This is a genomic window from Cytophagales bacterium (assembly GCA_033344775.1).
In the GTDB taxonomy this organism is placed as follows: Bacteria; Bacteroidota; Bacteroidia; order Cytophagales; family Cyclobacteriaceae; genus JAWPMT01.
Genome location: JAWPMT010000004.1, coordinates 1,405,929 through 1,420,153, shown reverse-complemented (window position 1 = coordinate 1,420,153; position 14,225 = coordinate 1,405,929). Strand labels below are relative to the sequence as shown.

Below are 14,225 nucleotides of genomic sequence, written 5' to 3'. Positions count from 1 at the left end.
GAAGAGGTATTAACTTCAATAATACAAAAAAAGGTCGCTAACTCGTAGCGACCCGATTGATTGTCGAAGATTTGTCTAGCAGGTATTCTTAAATGTCTTTAGGTAAGGCGAAATAAACGGTTGAAAAGACCTGTGGTCTAAAAAGAGAGGAAGTCACTTCATGGTGACTCCCTCTGCCTGTCTCACTCTTAAATTTCCAGCTGTCACAAAGATGTATATAGAGGTGATTTTGGGATGCGTTTTGTCGTTGGTTGGGCTAAAACTTCTGACGAATGGGAGATAGGCTTAGACGAACAGGTGAATTGCGCCTTTTTCGCCGAAAATGACGAGGATAAATTACTGATCTACGAATAGAAACCCGCGGGCATCGGCTTCATTGTAAAAATCCACTTTTTTCCCCATAATGTACATTAATTCCCGTTTTCGGATCAATACTGGGATTTTTTGAACCTCTAATGTAAGGTCGTCTTCTTTAGGTTTGTCAAACCCAAGGGTGAGCTTCACACCGGCACAACCCGAACCACCTTTTACGGTTACTCGTAGCGAGTAATCAGACGGAATTTGCTTGTGCTCAAAGATGTTTTGGATCTCTTTGGCTGCCTCTTCGGTTATCTCAATCGGATTTTCTGCCATTGCTTATTGAAACATGCCCGTGTAGTAAGCGTTATTGCTCAAGATCGGGATCACAAAATAACTAAATTTGATCCGTAACAAATTAACATGACTATTCATTCCATGGAACCTTTGATTGAGTTGATAAAAGTGTTGGGCCCCGCTGCTTTGGTATTGTATCTGGCTTATTTGCTGGTGCGTTCATTTCTGAATAAGCAGCTTGATGAAATTCGATTGCAGGTTGCACAAAAAAGTCAGGAGGTGGTCATTCCTGTGCGATTGCAGGCCTATGAAAGAATTTGCCTGTTATTAGAAAGAATTTCACCTACCAATCTCCTTTCCAGGATCAATAATCCGGAGCTCAATGCCATAGAGTATCAGCATATCCTGATCAATGAGATCCGTGAAGAGTTCAATCACAATTTGTCGCAGCAAGTGTACATGTCTGCAGAAGCCTGGAATCAAGTGCAAAGCGCCGTAGAAGATGTGATCAGCCTTATCAATGAAGCCGGTGGCAGTTTGGAAGGGGAAGAAAAAGGACTGGCTTTGGCAAAAAAAGTCATAGACCTTAGCATGGCTCGTCCTGCGGATTCAACCCGACAAGCACTTGATTTTGTAAAAGGAGAGATTCAAGGGATTTTTTAATAATCGACAGACTCAGCTCATAATATTCTTTTTTAGCACTGTGAATGAACAAGCCAGTTTTTTAGTCATTCCGCTGATGATGGTTTTCTGAACTTGTCAAAACTGGAGTTTCGACGACTCTTATTGTACCATTTAACCACGACAATGGTGTTTTTCGAACTGCTAAAAGTGGTGTCAATGGTGATAGTTGCTTATTTTAGCTGAGTAACGCTTTTTATTTTTTACTGACAATTTTTTTGCTACTCTATGATAGCTGTCATACAACGCGTACACGAAGCCAATGTTTCTATTGAAGGTGACATTACTGGAGCCATAGATGAGGGACAGTTGATCTTGCTCGGAATCGAAGATGCAGATGGTCAGGAAGACATTGACTGGCTGTCCAAGAAAGTGCTGAACCTCAGGATCTTCTCAGATGAGGAGGGGGTGATGAATCTAAGTGCATTGGATGTGAAAGGCGAGTTTTTGATTGTAAGTCAATTCACACTTCACGCCAGTACTAAGAAAGGAAATCGGCCTTCTTACATCAAGGCCGCCAAGCCGGATATCGCGATCCCACTTTATGAAAAATTCATAGAAGCAATCAAATCAGGAACAACATCAAAAGTTCAGACCGGTACATTTGGTGCGGATATGCAGGTTTTTTTGAAAAATGATGGCCCTGTAACCATCATTATTGATACTAAAAATCGGACTTAATTCCCCTTGTTTTTATTGTTTTATCAGCCTTTGATTAAGGATTCTTTTTCATTAGGTAATAAATTTTTCAAATTTTGAAAATCATTTCTAATTAACGGAAATAATTAGGTACTTTCGTCTCGAAACAATTTTTTCAAAACACAATTTTTTTCAAAACAAAAACGATTATGAAAAATTCATTTTTAATGTTTTTTGCACTGGTGCTGTTTGTCGTCGCGTGTGATGATACAACAGAATTCACGGCCTCGGATGAGGTTGTTCCAGATCTAAATTCCTTATCTGCTTCCATTGATAAAGATGAGTTGCTGGATGATTTTGCCTTGACGGTGGCTAAGAGTATGGACGATCCTGAATTCAGGGCACTGATCAAGAAGGAAGCTATGAAAATGTATGATGGAGACTATGATATCTTCTATAAGTTTCTGGAAAACATGCCACTAAAAGATGATATGGTGGTGAAGGAGCTTCTAATGGATCAAATCAATGGTACAAAAACTGCTGGCAGAGGTGTGTCTGGTGGAAACTGGTTGGATGCTTTAAAGGTGAAATATCCTGATCTGCAAATTGCTGTTCCTGTAAATATCGAAAAATGGGATACCGAGAATTTCACGCCATTAGTGACCTTCCTCACGGACGACTATAATGAAAAAACGACGCTTACTGTTAAGGCCTATGATTCTAAGGGTAATGCTTTTGAATTAAGTACCAAAGAAGAGCCTGATTTTCCTGTAGTTGTCATTAGCAGATCAGAGCGAGTGGATGGTGATGGAAACTTGCTGTACACCAAAGATGAGTACATTGAGATCAAACCCGAAGAATCGGAAGATAAGGAAGAGAACGCAGGAAAATCGGAAGTATTTCCTACTGCGCCTACCAACTTAAATATTTTGCCTACAGGTTCGTCTGGTCAGTATATTTTGACATGGGGAGATGTGGCCAATGAGACTAAATATCAAATCATGAGGATGAGACCTCAAGATGCGAATTTCCAATGGATTGCGGATGTTCCTGCAAATCAGACTTTCCTGACCACATACATCGGACCTGCAGCAAAAACATTCTTTATTGTAAGAGGCATACATGTTAAAAGCTCGGGTGGAATCGATCATGGTCCATGGTCAGCACCTATTGCGACAAAAGGTTCTGAAAGAGTAGATGGAGAGCGACTAAAGATGGCACGTATGTACTTGTCTGGAAGTAGACTAAAGGACATAGAAGGTTGGGTAAGCGGAGCTCCCGAAATTTTCGTCAGAATTGCTATTGGTAATACTTCTTCAAGTTCAATTATCTATACTTCTGGGAAGCTAGAACCGGGTAGCAGAGGTGACATTAAAAACAAATGGTGGAACAAGTCGGTAACCATGCTAAACGCTTGGGATGTGGCTACTTTTGGAACAGTTCTTCGAATCAATTTTATCGAGAGAGACAAGTCCTGGGCAGAAGGCACCAAGATCACTATATCAACGCAATACGAGGACAAAATGGATGACGCTACAATTAAGTCAGGCATCACCGCGGAGACTACAATTAATGATGATCTAACAGAATTTGCCGAAGATGCTATTTTCTGGTGGCAAACTCGAGATTTCATTTACGAGCAGAATGGATTTAAATGGCAGCTATCCAATTAATCCATAATTTTCAGAGAGGTCGCTTGAAAGGCATAGTTCTAATTTTGTTCTTAACAAGTTGCCTCTTTGGCTTTGATGCGTTCTCGCAAGAATCTGCAGAAGAATCAAATAATTACGGAAGAGCCATCGAGTTGGCCGCCGGATTTTCGATTTCACCACCTTATCCGCGGTTGCCAGGTGGGTTTCTATCTATGGGGTTTGAACAGTCTGTCAAAAAGAATTTTGCTTTAACCAGTGCCATTTCCTGGGCTTACATGCAAAAGGAAGATTTTGACATAGAGGATTTCACGGAAAAAGTCCATGTGATCAATTTGGATTTTGGTGTTAATTATCAGCGTGAATTCGGCCTTAATGTCTTCGGGGTATCAACGGGCCCGGTGCTCCGTTACCTGGATCGGGTTTTTATAGGGAACGTAGTTTCCAGGGGAGATCAAGTGCTCGATTATGACGTTGATACTGAAGGAGGCTTCTTTCTGGGGTACCATTTAGGTGGGTATTGGGACTATCGATTTAATGATAAAGCAAGTATTGGAATTAGGTATAGGTCTTTTTTATTCTTTGATCGTTTTTCCAATCAGACGCTGGGAGTTTCTATCAAAAGAAGATTCTGATCATTAATTAATAAGAGCTAATTGAATGCGGTGAGGATACTTACCGCATTTTTTTATGCTTGACATTTTGTTATCCTCTAAATTCGCCTTTTAATCAACTTTTCACCATTTGTTTGGGTTGTTGAACTGAATGATCGCTTTTCTATTCTATCTTCCTTTTTTACTCGGCTTCGTGGTGTTAGGAGTCTACGGCGAGCGGAAAATTTCTGCCTTCATTCAAAGTAGGGTAGGACCGATGGAAGTAGGTCCGATAGGATTGCTGCAGACTGTGGCTGATCTCTTGAAAATGCTCCAAAAAGAGCACATTGTTCCTTTAAAAGCTGATCGACCTTTGTTTATCTGGGCCCCTTTGGTGGTTTTTGGTTCCATCTTCACTGGCTATGCGCTGTTGCCCCTGACCGACCTGGAAGCAGGTAGCGGTATACAAACCGGCATCATCTTCTTGTTGGCTTTCGTATCACTCGATGTATTGGGTATCCTGATGGCCGGCTGGGGCTCAAACAATAAGTTCTCCTTGTATGGCGCCATAAGGTCTGCTGCACAGGTAATTTCCTATGAGATCCCACTTGGACTCAGTATCCTTTGTGTGATCATGGTTTGCCAGAGTGTAGACTTACAAGAAATTGTCCTGCAACAAGGTACGGGTATGGAAAATCACCTGTTTGGAATAGCTGCTACTGGAGTAGATACCTCCGAAGTGGGTGGTTTCCTAAATTGGAACCTGTTTCGCGTACCCTTGTTGATTCCCGTGTTCCTTATATTCTTTATCGCAGGTATGGCAGAAGCCAATCGGTCCCCTTTTGATTTACCAGAAAGTGAGTCTGAGATCATCGGTGGATACCATACTGAATATTCAGGATTTCAGTTTGGGATATTCATGTTGGCCGAATACGGCATGATGTTGCTGATTTCCTTTTTAGCAGCCATCTTGTTTCTGGGCGGTTGGCAAACGCCCTTGCCAAACATGGGATCTTTTGCTTTAGCGGAGTGGACTACAGGAACGTATTGGGGGGTATTCTGGTTAGTGACTAAGGCCACATTTTTTGTACTGGTACAAATGTGGATACGCTGGACTTTGCCCAGGTTACGCGTGGATCAACTGATGAGTTTGTCCTGGAAATACCTGACTCCAGCGTCGTTGATACTGGTTTTTTTAATCGCCATGTGGAGGTTGTGGATCATGTAATGTGTTGATGAAATGTCAGAATACTTCAAACATATAAAGCAATCGGTCAAGACCGTCTCTGAAGGGATGAAGCTGACGGTGAAACATCTGGCAGAAGCCCGGGTTCAACGCGAACCTGTGGGCGTTCAGGAGGCAAATTATTTTGAATGGGACAAAGGGATTGCCACATTACAGTATCCTGCGGAATCACTCCCGGTACCTGATAATGGTCGTTATCGCCTGCACAATGAAATCGACGATTGTATTGTTTGCGATAAATGTGCCAAGGTTTGCCCGGTCAATTGTATCGATATTGAGCCTGTTCGGTCGGCAGAAGAAATCGGCAAAACTTCAGATGGTACTTCAAAGCGCATCTACGCGGCCAAGTTTGATATCGACATGGCCAAGTGCTGTTTTTGTGGGCTTTGCACCACGGTGTGTCCTACAGAATGCCTGACCATGACCAAGGTCTATGATTTCAGCGAGTTTGAAGTAGAGGATCATAATTACGCTTTTGCGGAAATGACTCCTCTGGATATTCTGGAAAAGAAAAAGGCCTTTGAAGAACATCAAGCGGCCAAACAAGCCGCGAAGGCTAGTGCAGCACCTACGGCAAAAAAACCTGCTATTGCGAGACCAAAGCCAGCTGCAGCCGCTTCTCCGGAAACGACTCCTGCAAAAAAACCAGTTTTCAAACCCAGGGTTCCTCCGGTGAAAAAACCAGCTTCTCCAGCTACTGGAGAGACGGAACCTTCGGCGACCCCCAAAAAGCCAGTCTTCCGTCCTAAAGTCAAGCCGGTAATAAAGAAAAACGAGCCTACGGATCAGGATTCACAAGCGTCTTCCGCTCCAAAGCCTGTAGTAAAGCCCAGGGTAAAGCCAGTCATTAAGAAAGCAGAGGATCAGCTTGAGAATGAAACACCAAAAGCAGCCAGTCCTAAGCCTGTTGTAAAACCCAAGATCAAACCGGTCATGAAAAAGCCGGTGGTCAAGCCAGTGATCAAGAAGGCCGAACAAGAAGAAAAGACTAGCGAAAAGAAAACAGCACCTAAGCCCGTGATCAAGCCCAAAGTCAAGCCGGTCATGAAGAAGCCGGTGGTCAAGCCTGTGATCAAAAAGAAGGACGATCCGGCCAATAATCAATCTGAAACCAACGAATGAACATAGAAGAAATCCTTTTTTGGTCTTTTGGTGGGGTAGCCTTGCTTTCAGCGTTGGGAATCATTATCAGTCGCAATGTGATCCATGGAGCCTTACTATTGGTGCTCACACTACTGAGTTTGGCGGCGATCTTTATTTTATTTGGAGCGGAGTTTCTGGCAGTGGTACAGATCCTGGTTTACGCTGGTGGGATTGTGGTTTTGATGGTTTTTGGGATCATGATCACCAAAAGAGAAGGAGAGGGGAATTTGAATGCTTCCAGTCATTACCTGGTGCCCGCGATCCTTATTGGGGGACTGAGTTTATATCTGCTGGTTCGAGTCATTGGTCGATTTAATTTGACAAATAGTATTGTTGAGCCATCTCAAGTTCAGGTGCAAGAAATTGGGATTCAACTGATGACTACCAACCTGGTGGCTTTTGAATTGATCGCCTATCTATTATTAGTGGTGCTTGTTGGAGCTGCATTTTTAGCTAAAATCAAAACCTCCGCATGATTCCCTTTGCTACATATGGACTCTATTTGGCCGCGGCGCTCTTTTGCATAGGGTTGGTCATCATCCTCACAAAAAAGAACCTGATCTTTATTCTGATTGGTACGGAATTGTTGTTGAATGCCACCAATTTGAACCTGGTGGTTTTCTCAAGAACGAACCCAGGATTACAAGGGCAAATGCTGGCGCTATTCATCATAGTGATCGCTGTAGCGGAAGCGTCCATTGCATTGGCGATCCTGCTGAACATATTCAGAAAGATGAAAACTTCTAACCTTAACGAATTAACCAAGCTAGGGAATTGAGTGTCTGGACAATATATAGCCTGATTTTATTGTTGCCTTTGTTGCAAGGCATGGTGATCTATCTGTCTCGTAAGAAATCACTATTGATTCCATTCGTGCTGGTGGGTATGCTCACTGGTTTATTGCTGACTTTAAACCTGCTGTTTTTTGACCTGGAATCAAGCCATTCACATCGATTTGAGTGGTTCCCTGGCTTTGAGATAGGCTGGCGACTGGATCAGATCTCGCTTTCACTCATTGCGCTGGTGTACTTTATTTCATTATTGGTGCACTTGTTTTCCTCTTTCTATCTAGAAGGAGAGGAGCGTTATCGATATTTCGGAAAACTTGGGTTTTTTACCTTCTCCATGATTGGGTTGCTGGCAGCTGATCATTTGCTGTTATTGTTTGTGTTTTGGGAGCTGGTTGGGTTTGCCTCCTATTTGTTGATTGGATTTTGGTACAAGGACATCAACAATAGTCAAGCCTCCAGAAATGCCTTCATTACCAACAGGGTTGCGGATGTACTGCTATTGGCTGGAATACTCACCCTTTGGGTCAATACCGGAAACTTATTCGTTTCGGATTTAAATGCGATGGAAGCGACACCCTGGTTGACCTTTGCTTCTGTAGGCCTTTTGGTCGGAGCAATGGGTAAGTCGGCACAATTTCCATTCCATACCTGGTTGCCACATGCGATGGCCGGCCCAACGCCGGTTTCCGCCTTGATACATGCAGCGACCATGGTTGCTGCTGGAGTATATTTATTGATCCGGGTTTCGATCATATTTCCGGAACCTGTTATGATGGCAACCGCCATCATTGGCGCATTTACCGTTGTGATGGCCGCTTTTTTTGCCTTGACGCAGTTCGATATCAAGAAGGTGCTTGCGTATTCTACGATCTCTCAGTTGGGATACATGATCCTGGCCATCGGTGTGAGTTCCGTAGAAATGGCTTTCTTCCACCTATGGACACATGCCTTTTTCAAGGCCGCTCTCTTTTTGACGGCTGGTGCGATCATTCATGAAATGCATCATCGCCAACCAAAACTCGACCCACAAGACATGCGATTCATGGGGGATCTTCGTCAATCCATGCCTGTGACATTTTTAGCTTATTCTATTTGTTTGCTGGCATTGGTGGGTCTTCCCTTTTTTAGTGGCTTCTTTTCCAAGGACGGAATTTTGTTAGCCGCGGTAATCAAAGCAAAGTCCTTTGGAGGTATCTGGACGTTGATTCCAGTGCTAGGCCTTACTGGTGTATTGATGACGGCTTTCTACATGGTTCGTCAATGGCGCCTGGTGTTTTTTAAGAACGAATTAGAAGCAACAGAAAGCAACAAAGAGGCTGAACCACTATTTACAGTGAAATTGCCTTTGATTTTACTGGCATTGGGGTCGCTATGGTTTTGGTATGGCTTCAACCCAATAGGGGATGGCACAAACCTGACCCAGGCGTTGTTTGGAGAAAAAGATCATGCGCACTATTTCTGGTTGCCCATGATTTCGGTGGGGTTAGGAATAGCAGGGATGGCATTTGCTTATGTGAGGTACAACAATACTAAAATTGAAGACCGGACCTTGATGACGGCAGAACGACTTAACCCAATACAGAAGCTTTCTTTTCAAGGATTGTACCTGGATCAACTGTATGAAAAGGCATTCATTCGATCATACAATCAATTAGCACTACTGTCAAAGGCCATCGATGAACGAGTAATTGATCCTTTCTTACATTTCATCAGCATCAGCACAGTCGTTTTGGCAAAAACTGCTCGATTATTTGATCACTATGTTATTGATGGCTTCGTTAATTTCGCGGCTTGGTTGTCAAGGACGCTTGGATGGTTTTTGAAGCAAATACAATCCAAAGACTTGCAATCTCAATTTTTCATTTTGCTGATGGTGATATTGCTGGTTTTGCTACTCTTGATCAATACTAATCTCTAAGGAGGATGGGAATATTAACACTGATCACATTCATCCCTTTGTTAGCTGCCCTGATAGTGGTGGTGGTGCCTGCTAATCAGCAACAGGCCCCACGTTGGATTGCCATGATAGCAACAGTTTTGCAGCTTGTTTTCTCTGTCGTTGCGTGGCTCCAATACAAGAATCCCGATGCTTCCGAAGCTTTTACGAAATCCTTTCAGCTCGTGGAACAAATGGAATGGTTCAGCCTTGCCCTTAGCAAATCACTGATCTTCAAAGTCGAATATTTCCTTGGTGTTGATGGGTTTTCATTGCCATTGGTGATGTTGTCATCACTCATTTTGGTCATTGGTGTGATCAGCTCCTGGGCCATTCAGAAACAAACGAAAGGATACTTCTTCTTGTACTTGCTGCTGGCTACATCAATCGTAGGCTGCTTTGTCGCGCTAGACTTCTTCCTGTTCTACCTGTTCTTCGAATTGATGCTCTTGCCGATGTTTTTTCTCATTGGTATCTGGGGTGGCAAACGAAGAAGCTATGCCTCCATCAAGTTTTTCATTTATACACTGGTAGGTTCCTTGTTGATCCTGATCGTAATGATCGGTTTGTACACTTCGGCAGTCGAGCCCGGAACGGAAATCCATACGTTCAATTTGCTGCACCTGATGGATGCATCGAATTACCTGCACGAAAGTGTTCTTGCGCCAGGTGCTCAAAACTGGCTGTGGGGACTGCCGATTCGTGAAGTGGCCTTTTTAGCCTTGATCATTGGTTTTGCAATCAAACTTCCGGTAGTGCCATTGCATACCTGGTTGCCCGATGCACACGTAGAGGCACCTACTCCTATTTCTGTCATCCTTGCAGGACTGTTATTGAAGGTAGGCGGGTACGGTATTTTAAGGATTGCTTATCCGATCTTTCCCGACGCGGCCTGGGAATGGTCTTACCTGATTGCTGGGTTTGGCGTACTGTCCATCATCTATGGGGGTATGAATGCACTTGCTCAAAGAGACTTTAAAAGACTGGTGGCCTATAGTTCTGTTTCACACATGGGATTCGTCTTGCTTGGGTTGGGTGCTCTGACTGTGGAAGGCGTTTCAGGATCCTTGTTTCATATGCTGTCACATGGTTTGATATCGGGAGCTTTATTCCTGATCGTAGGGGTCCTTTATGATCGAACGAGCAATCGAACCATTGAAAACTTTAGTGGACTGGCATCCAGGCTCCCCGCTTTCACAGCTGTGGTGGTTTTGGTGTTTTTTGCTTCCCTGGGACTTCCTGGCTTGTCGGGTTTCATTGGAGAAGTCATGGTGTTGATGGGAGCTTTTGCTTCAGCCGGATCCAATGGCGTGGTGCCATTCACCATGGCCATCATCGCTACCGTTGGTATATTAATTTCTGCCATTTATTACCTGTGGACCTTACAACGAATGTTTTTCGGAACCTATTGGGTACGAAAGGCAGAGTGGGAAGGTCAAATGAGTGACCTCAATAAGCGAGAGTACCTCATGTTCATTCCACTTATTTTGTTGATCCTGTTGTTAGGGATATGGCCTCGATTGGTATTGGATATCTCTCAAGGCACGGTAGAGCAATTCATTACGCATTTGAAAACCTTCAGCGCCAGGTAATGGAGGCCACATCTATCAATAGCCTGCTCAATGAAAACCTGGATGGCTTATCCAAGCTATCAGCTGAGTTGATTTTGATCTTCGGTTCTATTGTTCTATTGATTTCAGGAATCTTTGGTCTTCAGCGTATGCTGCAAGTCGGACTTTATGGGTTAATCATTGCAGTAGCCATTTTCTTCAAATCCACTAGTATCGGTCCTCTGTTCAATGGTGATCTGGTCGTGACCGAACTTGGTAGTAATGTTCAGTATTTATTGCTATTTGCTTCCCTGTCCATGATGCTGTTTAGGTCGTTTTGGAAGCGTAATACGGAATTCTATTTCATGCTGTTGGCCATGCTCACAGGGTGTATGCTGATGGTCTGTGCCAGGAATTTACTGCTCATCTTTTTGAGCATCGAATTGGCATCTATGCCAGCTTATATCGCTACCGCTTTTCATTTTCGCAAAAAGAGTTTTGAAGCCGCGATCAAGTATTTATTAACTGGGATCATTTGTTCCGCCATCATGCTATATGGTATGAGTTTGATCTATGGTCTGGAGGGAACCTTGTTACCTGCTGGACAGGTCTCAGATGAGTTGCTTTCTCTGGTAGGCTGGTCCATGCTCCTTGTAGGCATTTTGTTCAAAGTATCCGTTTTTCCCGCTCATTTATGGGTGCCTGCTACCTATCAGGTTGCTCCAACGGAACTGGTTGCTTTCTTCACAATCGTTCCTAAAATTGCAGGATTTGCGCTACTCTTGAGTCTGGCGCCTGTACTACAGCGTGAGTGGATCATCAATATCCTGTTCCTTGCCGCCATCGCTTCCATATTGATAGGAACTTTTTCGGCCTTGCAGCAAACTCAGGTTAAGCGAATGCTGGCTTATGGAGCGATTGCTCATTCAGGGTTTTTGTTGCCCCTTACTATGCTGCCAGACTATGGCAGTCAGGCATTTTTGTATTACATATGGGTTTATGCCCTGATGAACATAGGCGCTTTTTATTTTGTTTCCTGTTTTGAAGAAAAAGGAGAATTGGAATTAGCCCGGTTGTCTGGTTTGGGGCAGATGTCCCCGATCATTGGCGGAGGTGTGGTAGTGATCATGATTTCCCTGGTTGGGTTGCCACCAACGGCTGGATTTTCTATCAAATTATGGCTGTTTTCGGCAGTTTGGCAAGCTTACGAAGCTTCCGGGAATTATCTGTACCTCACTTTCGTTGTGCTGGGTATATTGAGTTCGGCGGTATCATTATTCTTCTATCTGCGGGTCCCTTATTACTGTTTTATGGTACCTTCAGAATCGAAGGAACTGCGATCGAGTAATTGGAAAATGGCAACATTTATGCTTTTTTTTGCTCTCTCGCTCATTTTGGTTTTCGCCGTGCCTGACATTTTCGATAACTTTATCTTGTTAAATTAGTAACATACCACCTGTGACCCATGAGCGATCCTATTAAGCACGAATGTGGCATTGCCCTCCTCAGATTGAGAAAGCCACTTCAGTACTACATTGATAAGTATGGAACGCCGACCTGGGCCATGAGCAAAATGTACTTGCTCATGCAAAAGCAGCACAACAGGGGGCAGGACGGGGCAGGAATTGCCAATATCAAGATCAACATGCCTCCGGGATACCGATACATCAGTCGATACCGGACCATTGACCCACGACCACTGGAAGATATCTTCGAAAAAGTAGGTAAGAAATACCGAAAAGCGCTCAAAGAAGGAGGTAAGGACAATTACAATAGTGCGGAATGGATGCGTGAAAACTGCGCATTTAGTGGTGAGCTTTGGTTAGGCCATTTGCGTTATGGAACACATGGTAAAAACAGCATTGAAAGTTGTCATCCGTTTTTGCGTCAGAATAACTGGAGAAGTAGAAATCTCGTGGTGGCCGGAAACTTCAACATGACCAATGTGGATGAGCTCTTCAATATTCTGGTAGAGCTTGGACAGCACCCGAAGGAAAAAACCGATACGGTGACGGCCATGGAGAAGATTGGTCATTTCCTGGATGACGAGAATCAAAAAATATTTGAGAAATACAAAGGTCAGTATTCCAATAAAGAGATCACCTCGGTGATTGAAGAGGAGTTGGATGTACAGAAGGTACTGGAACGCTCTTGTAAAGATTTTGACGGAGGCTATGCCATGGCCGGATTAGTAGGACATGGAGCAAGTTTCGTCGCACGAGACCCAAACGGCATCCGTCCGGCTTACTATTACATCGATGATGAGGTGGTAGCAGTTGCTTCTGAAAAGCCTGCCTTAAAGACCACTTTCGAATGCGAATACGATGAGATCCAGGAAATCGATCCGGGACATGCCTTGATCATCAAAAAAGACGGGAACATTCGACAGGCACAGTTCATTGAGCCACAAGAAAGAAAGTCCTGTAGCTTCGAGCGCATTTATTTCTCCAGAGGCACTGATCCGAACATTTACAATGAGCGCAAGCAATTAGGGAAGTTGTTGATCCCTCAGGTGCTGAAGTCTTGTAATTTCGATCTAAAGAATACCGTATTTTCTTACATTCCCAATACTGCGGAGACGTCCTTTTTGGGACTCATGCAAGGGGTGGATCAATACCTGATTGATAAGCGGAAGGAAGTGATTCTGGAAGGGAAACCGACCATTGATTCTCTGGATGAAATAATGAGTTTCCGACCAAGGGTTGAAAAACTGGTCTTGAAAGATGTAAAGCTTCGTACGTTCATTGCCGATGATGAGCATCGAAACGACATGGTCAAGCACGTTTACGATACCACGTTTGAGGTGATCAATAAGGGGAATGATACCCTGGTCGTGATCGATGATAGCATAGTTCGTGGTACCACACTGGAGCGTAGCATCCTGACCCTACTGGATAAACTGGGCCCAAAAAAGGTAGTCATTGTTTCTTCTGCACCTCAGATCAGATATCCGGATTGCTACGGTATTGACATGAGCAAAATGAAGGAGTTTGTAGCCTTCCGGGCGATGCTTGAATTGCTCAAAGATCATGACAAAGAATACCTGCTGGATGAAGTATTCGATAAATGTCTGGCGTCTACCAATGATCCCGATCAGCCTAATTTTGTGAAAGAACTTTATGAGCCTTTCACCTATGATCAAATCTCATCCAAGATTTCAGAAATTGTGAAACCTGAAGGTATGAAGGCGGAATTGCAAGTAGTTTATCAAACCGTCGAAGATCTGCACAAAGCTTGCCCTGCCCATATTGGTGACTGGTACTTCACTGGTGATTATCCTACTCCAGGTGGCAATCGCGTAGTGAACCGCTCCTTCATTAACTTCATGAAGGGTGTGGAAGTGAGGGCGTATTAGCCTTCGACAGGCTCAGGCTCACTAACCGAGTGCTTCAGGCTAATTATT

The 14,225-nt window shown here is 43.7% G+C and carries 13 protein-coding genes; 12 read left to right on the top strand and 1 reads right to left on the bottom strand.

Going from position 1 to position 14,225, the window contains the following annotated elements:
• Positions 1–336 precede the first annotated feature (336 nt).
• A complete protein-coding gene (locus R8G66_14960) occupies positions 337–633 on the bottom strand; it encodes an iron-sulfur cluster biosynthesis family protein (GenBank protein MDW3193668.1) in 297 nt (98 codons plus the stop codon).
• Positions 634–735: 102 nt separating this feature from the next.
• Between R8G66_14960 and R8G66_14955 the strand changes: the two genes are divergently transcribed.
• From R8G66_14955 to R8G66_14900, 12 genes are all read left to right on the top strand, one after another.
• Positions 736–1,257, top strand: a complete 522-nt coding sequence (locus R8G66_14955; GenBank protein ID MDW3193667.1) for a hypothetical protein — start codon at positions 736–738, stop codon at positions 1,255–1,257.
• A gap of 246 nt (positions 1,258–1,503) precedes the next feature.
• The gene (dtd, locus tag R8G66_14950) at positions 1,504–1,956 is read left to right on the top strand and encodes a D-aminoacyl-tRNA deacylase (GenBank protein MDW3193666.1); all 453 of its coding nucleotides are present in this window, start codon (positions 1,504–1,506) and stop codon (positions 1,954–1,956) included.
• 167 nt (positions 1,957–2,123) lie between these two features.
• Positions 2,124–3,587 (top strand): hypothetical protein, encoded by a 1,464-nt coding sequence (locus R8G66_14945; protein MDW3193665.1) that lies wholly within the window; start codon positions 2,124–2,126, stop codon positions 3,585–3,587.
• The gene (locus R8G66_14940) at positions 3,569–4,198 is read left to right on the top strand and encodes a hypothetical protein (protein ID MDW3193664.1); all 630 of its coding nucleotides are present in this window, start codon (positions 3,569–3,571) and stop codon (positions 4,196–4,198) included. The genes R8G66_14945 and R8G66_14940 overlap by 19 nt, the downstream gene beginning before the upstream one ends.
• A 130-nt stretch (positions 4,199–4,328) precedes the next feature.
• On the top strand, positions 4,329–5,384 hold the full coding sequence (locus R8G66_14935; GenBank protein ID MDW3193663.1) for a complex I subunit 1 family protein: 1,056 nt from the start codon (positions 4,329–4,331) through the stop codon (positions 5,382–5,384).
• Between the two features lie 12 nt (positions 5,385–5,396).
• A complete protein-coding gene (locus R8G66_14930) occupies positions 5,397–6,524 on the top strand; it encodes a 4Fe-4S dicluster domain-containing protein (GenBank protein ID MDW3193662.1) in 1,128 nt (375 codons plus the stop codon).
• Positions 6,521–7,021, top strand: coding sequence for an NADH-quinone oxidoreductase subunit J (locus R8G66_14925; GenBank protein MDW3193661.1), 501 nt, complete (start codon positions 6,521–6,523; stop codon positions 7,019–7,021). Before R8G66_14930 ends, R8G66_14925 begins: the two co-directional genes overlap by 4 nt.
• The gene (gene nuoK, locus R8G66_14920) at positions 7,018–7,323 is read left to right on the top strand and encodes an NADH-quinone oxidoreductase subunit NuoK (protein ID MDW3193660.1); all 306 of its coding nucleotides are present in this window, start codon (positions 7,018–7,020) and stop codon (positions 7,321–7,323) included. The genes R8G66_14925 and nuoK overlap by 4 nt, the downstream gene beginning before the upstream one ends.
• Positions 7,320–9,254, top strand: a complete 1,935-nt coding sequence (locus R8G66_14915; protein ID MDW3193659.1) for an NADH-quinone oxidoreductase subunit L — start codon at positions 7,320–7,322, stop codon at positions 9,252–9,254. Before nuoK ends, R8G66_14915 begins: the two co-directional genes overlap by 4 nt.
• Positions 9,255–9,259: 5 nt before the next feature.
• Entirely contained in the window at positions 9,260–10,864 is a 1,605-nt protein-coding gene (locus R8G66_14910; GenBank protein MDW3193658.1) for an NADH-quinone oxidoreductase subunit M, read from the top strand.
• Positions 10,864–12,267 carry an NADH-quinone oxidoreductase subunit N gene (locus tag R8G66_14905; protein MDW3193657.1) on the top strand — a complete coding sequence of 468 codons (1,404 nt, stop codon included), beginning with the start codon at positions 10,864–10,866 and terminating at the stop codon, positions 12,265–12,267. Before R8G66_14910 ends, R8G66_14905 begins: the two co-directional genes overlap by 1 nt.
• A gap of 20 nt (positions 12,268–12,287) precedes the next feature.
• Positions 12,288–14,177, top strand: coding sequence for an amidophosphoribosyltransferase (locus R8G66_14900; protein MDW3193656.1), 1,890 nt, complete (start codon positions 12,288–12,290; stop codon positions 14,175–14,177).
• The last annotated feature ends 48 nt before the right edge of the window (positions 14,178–14,225 follow it).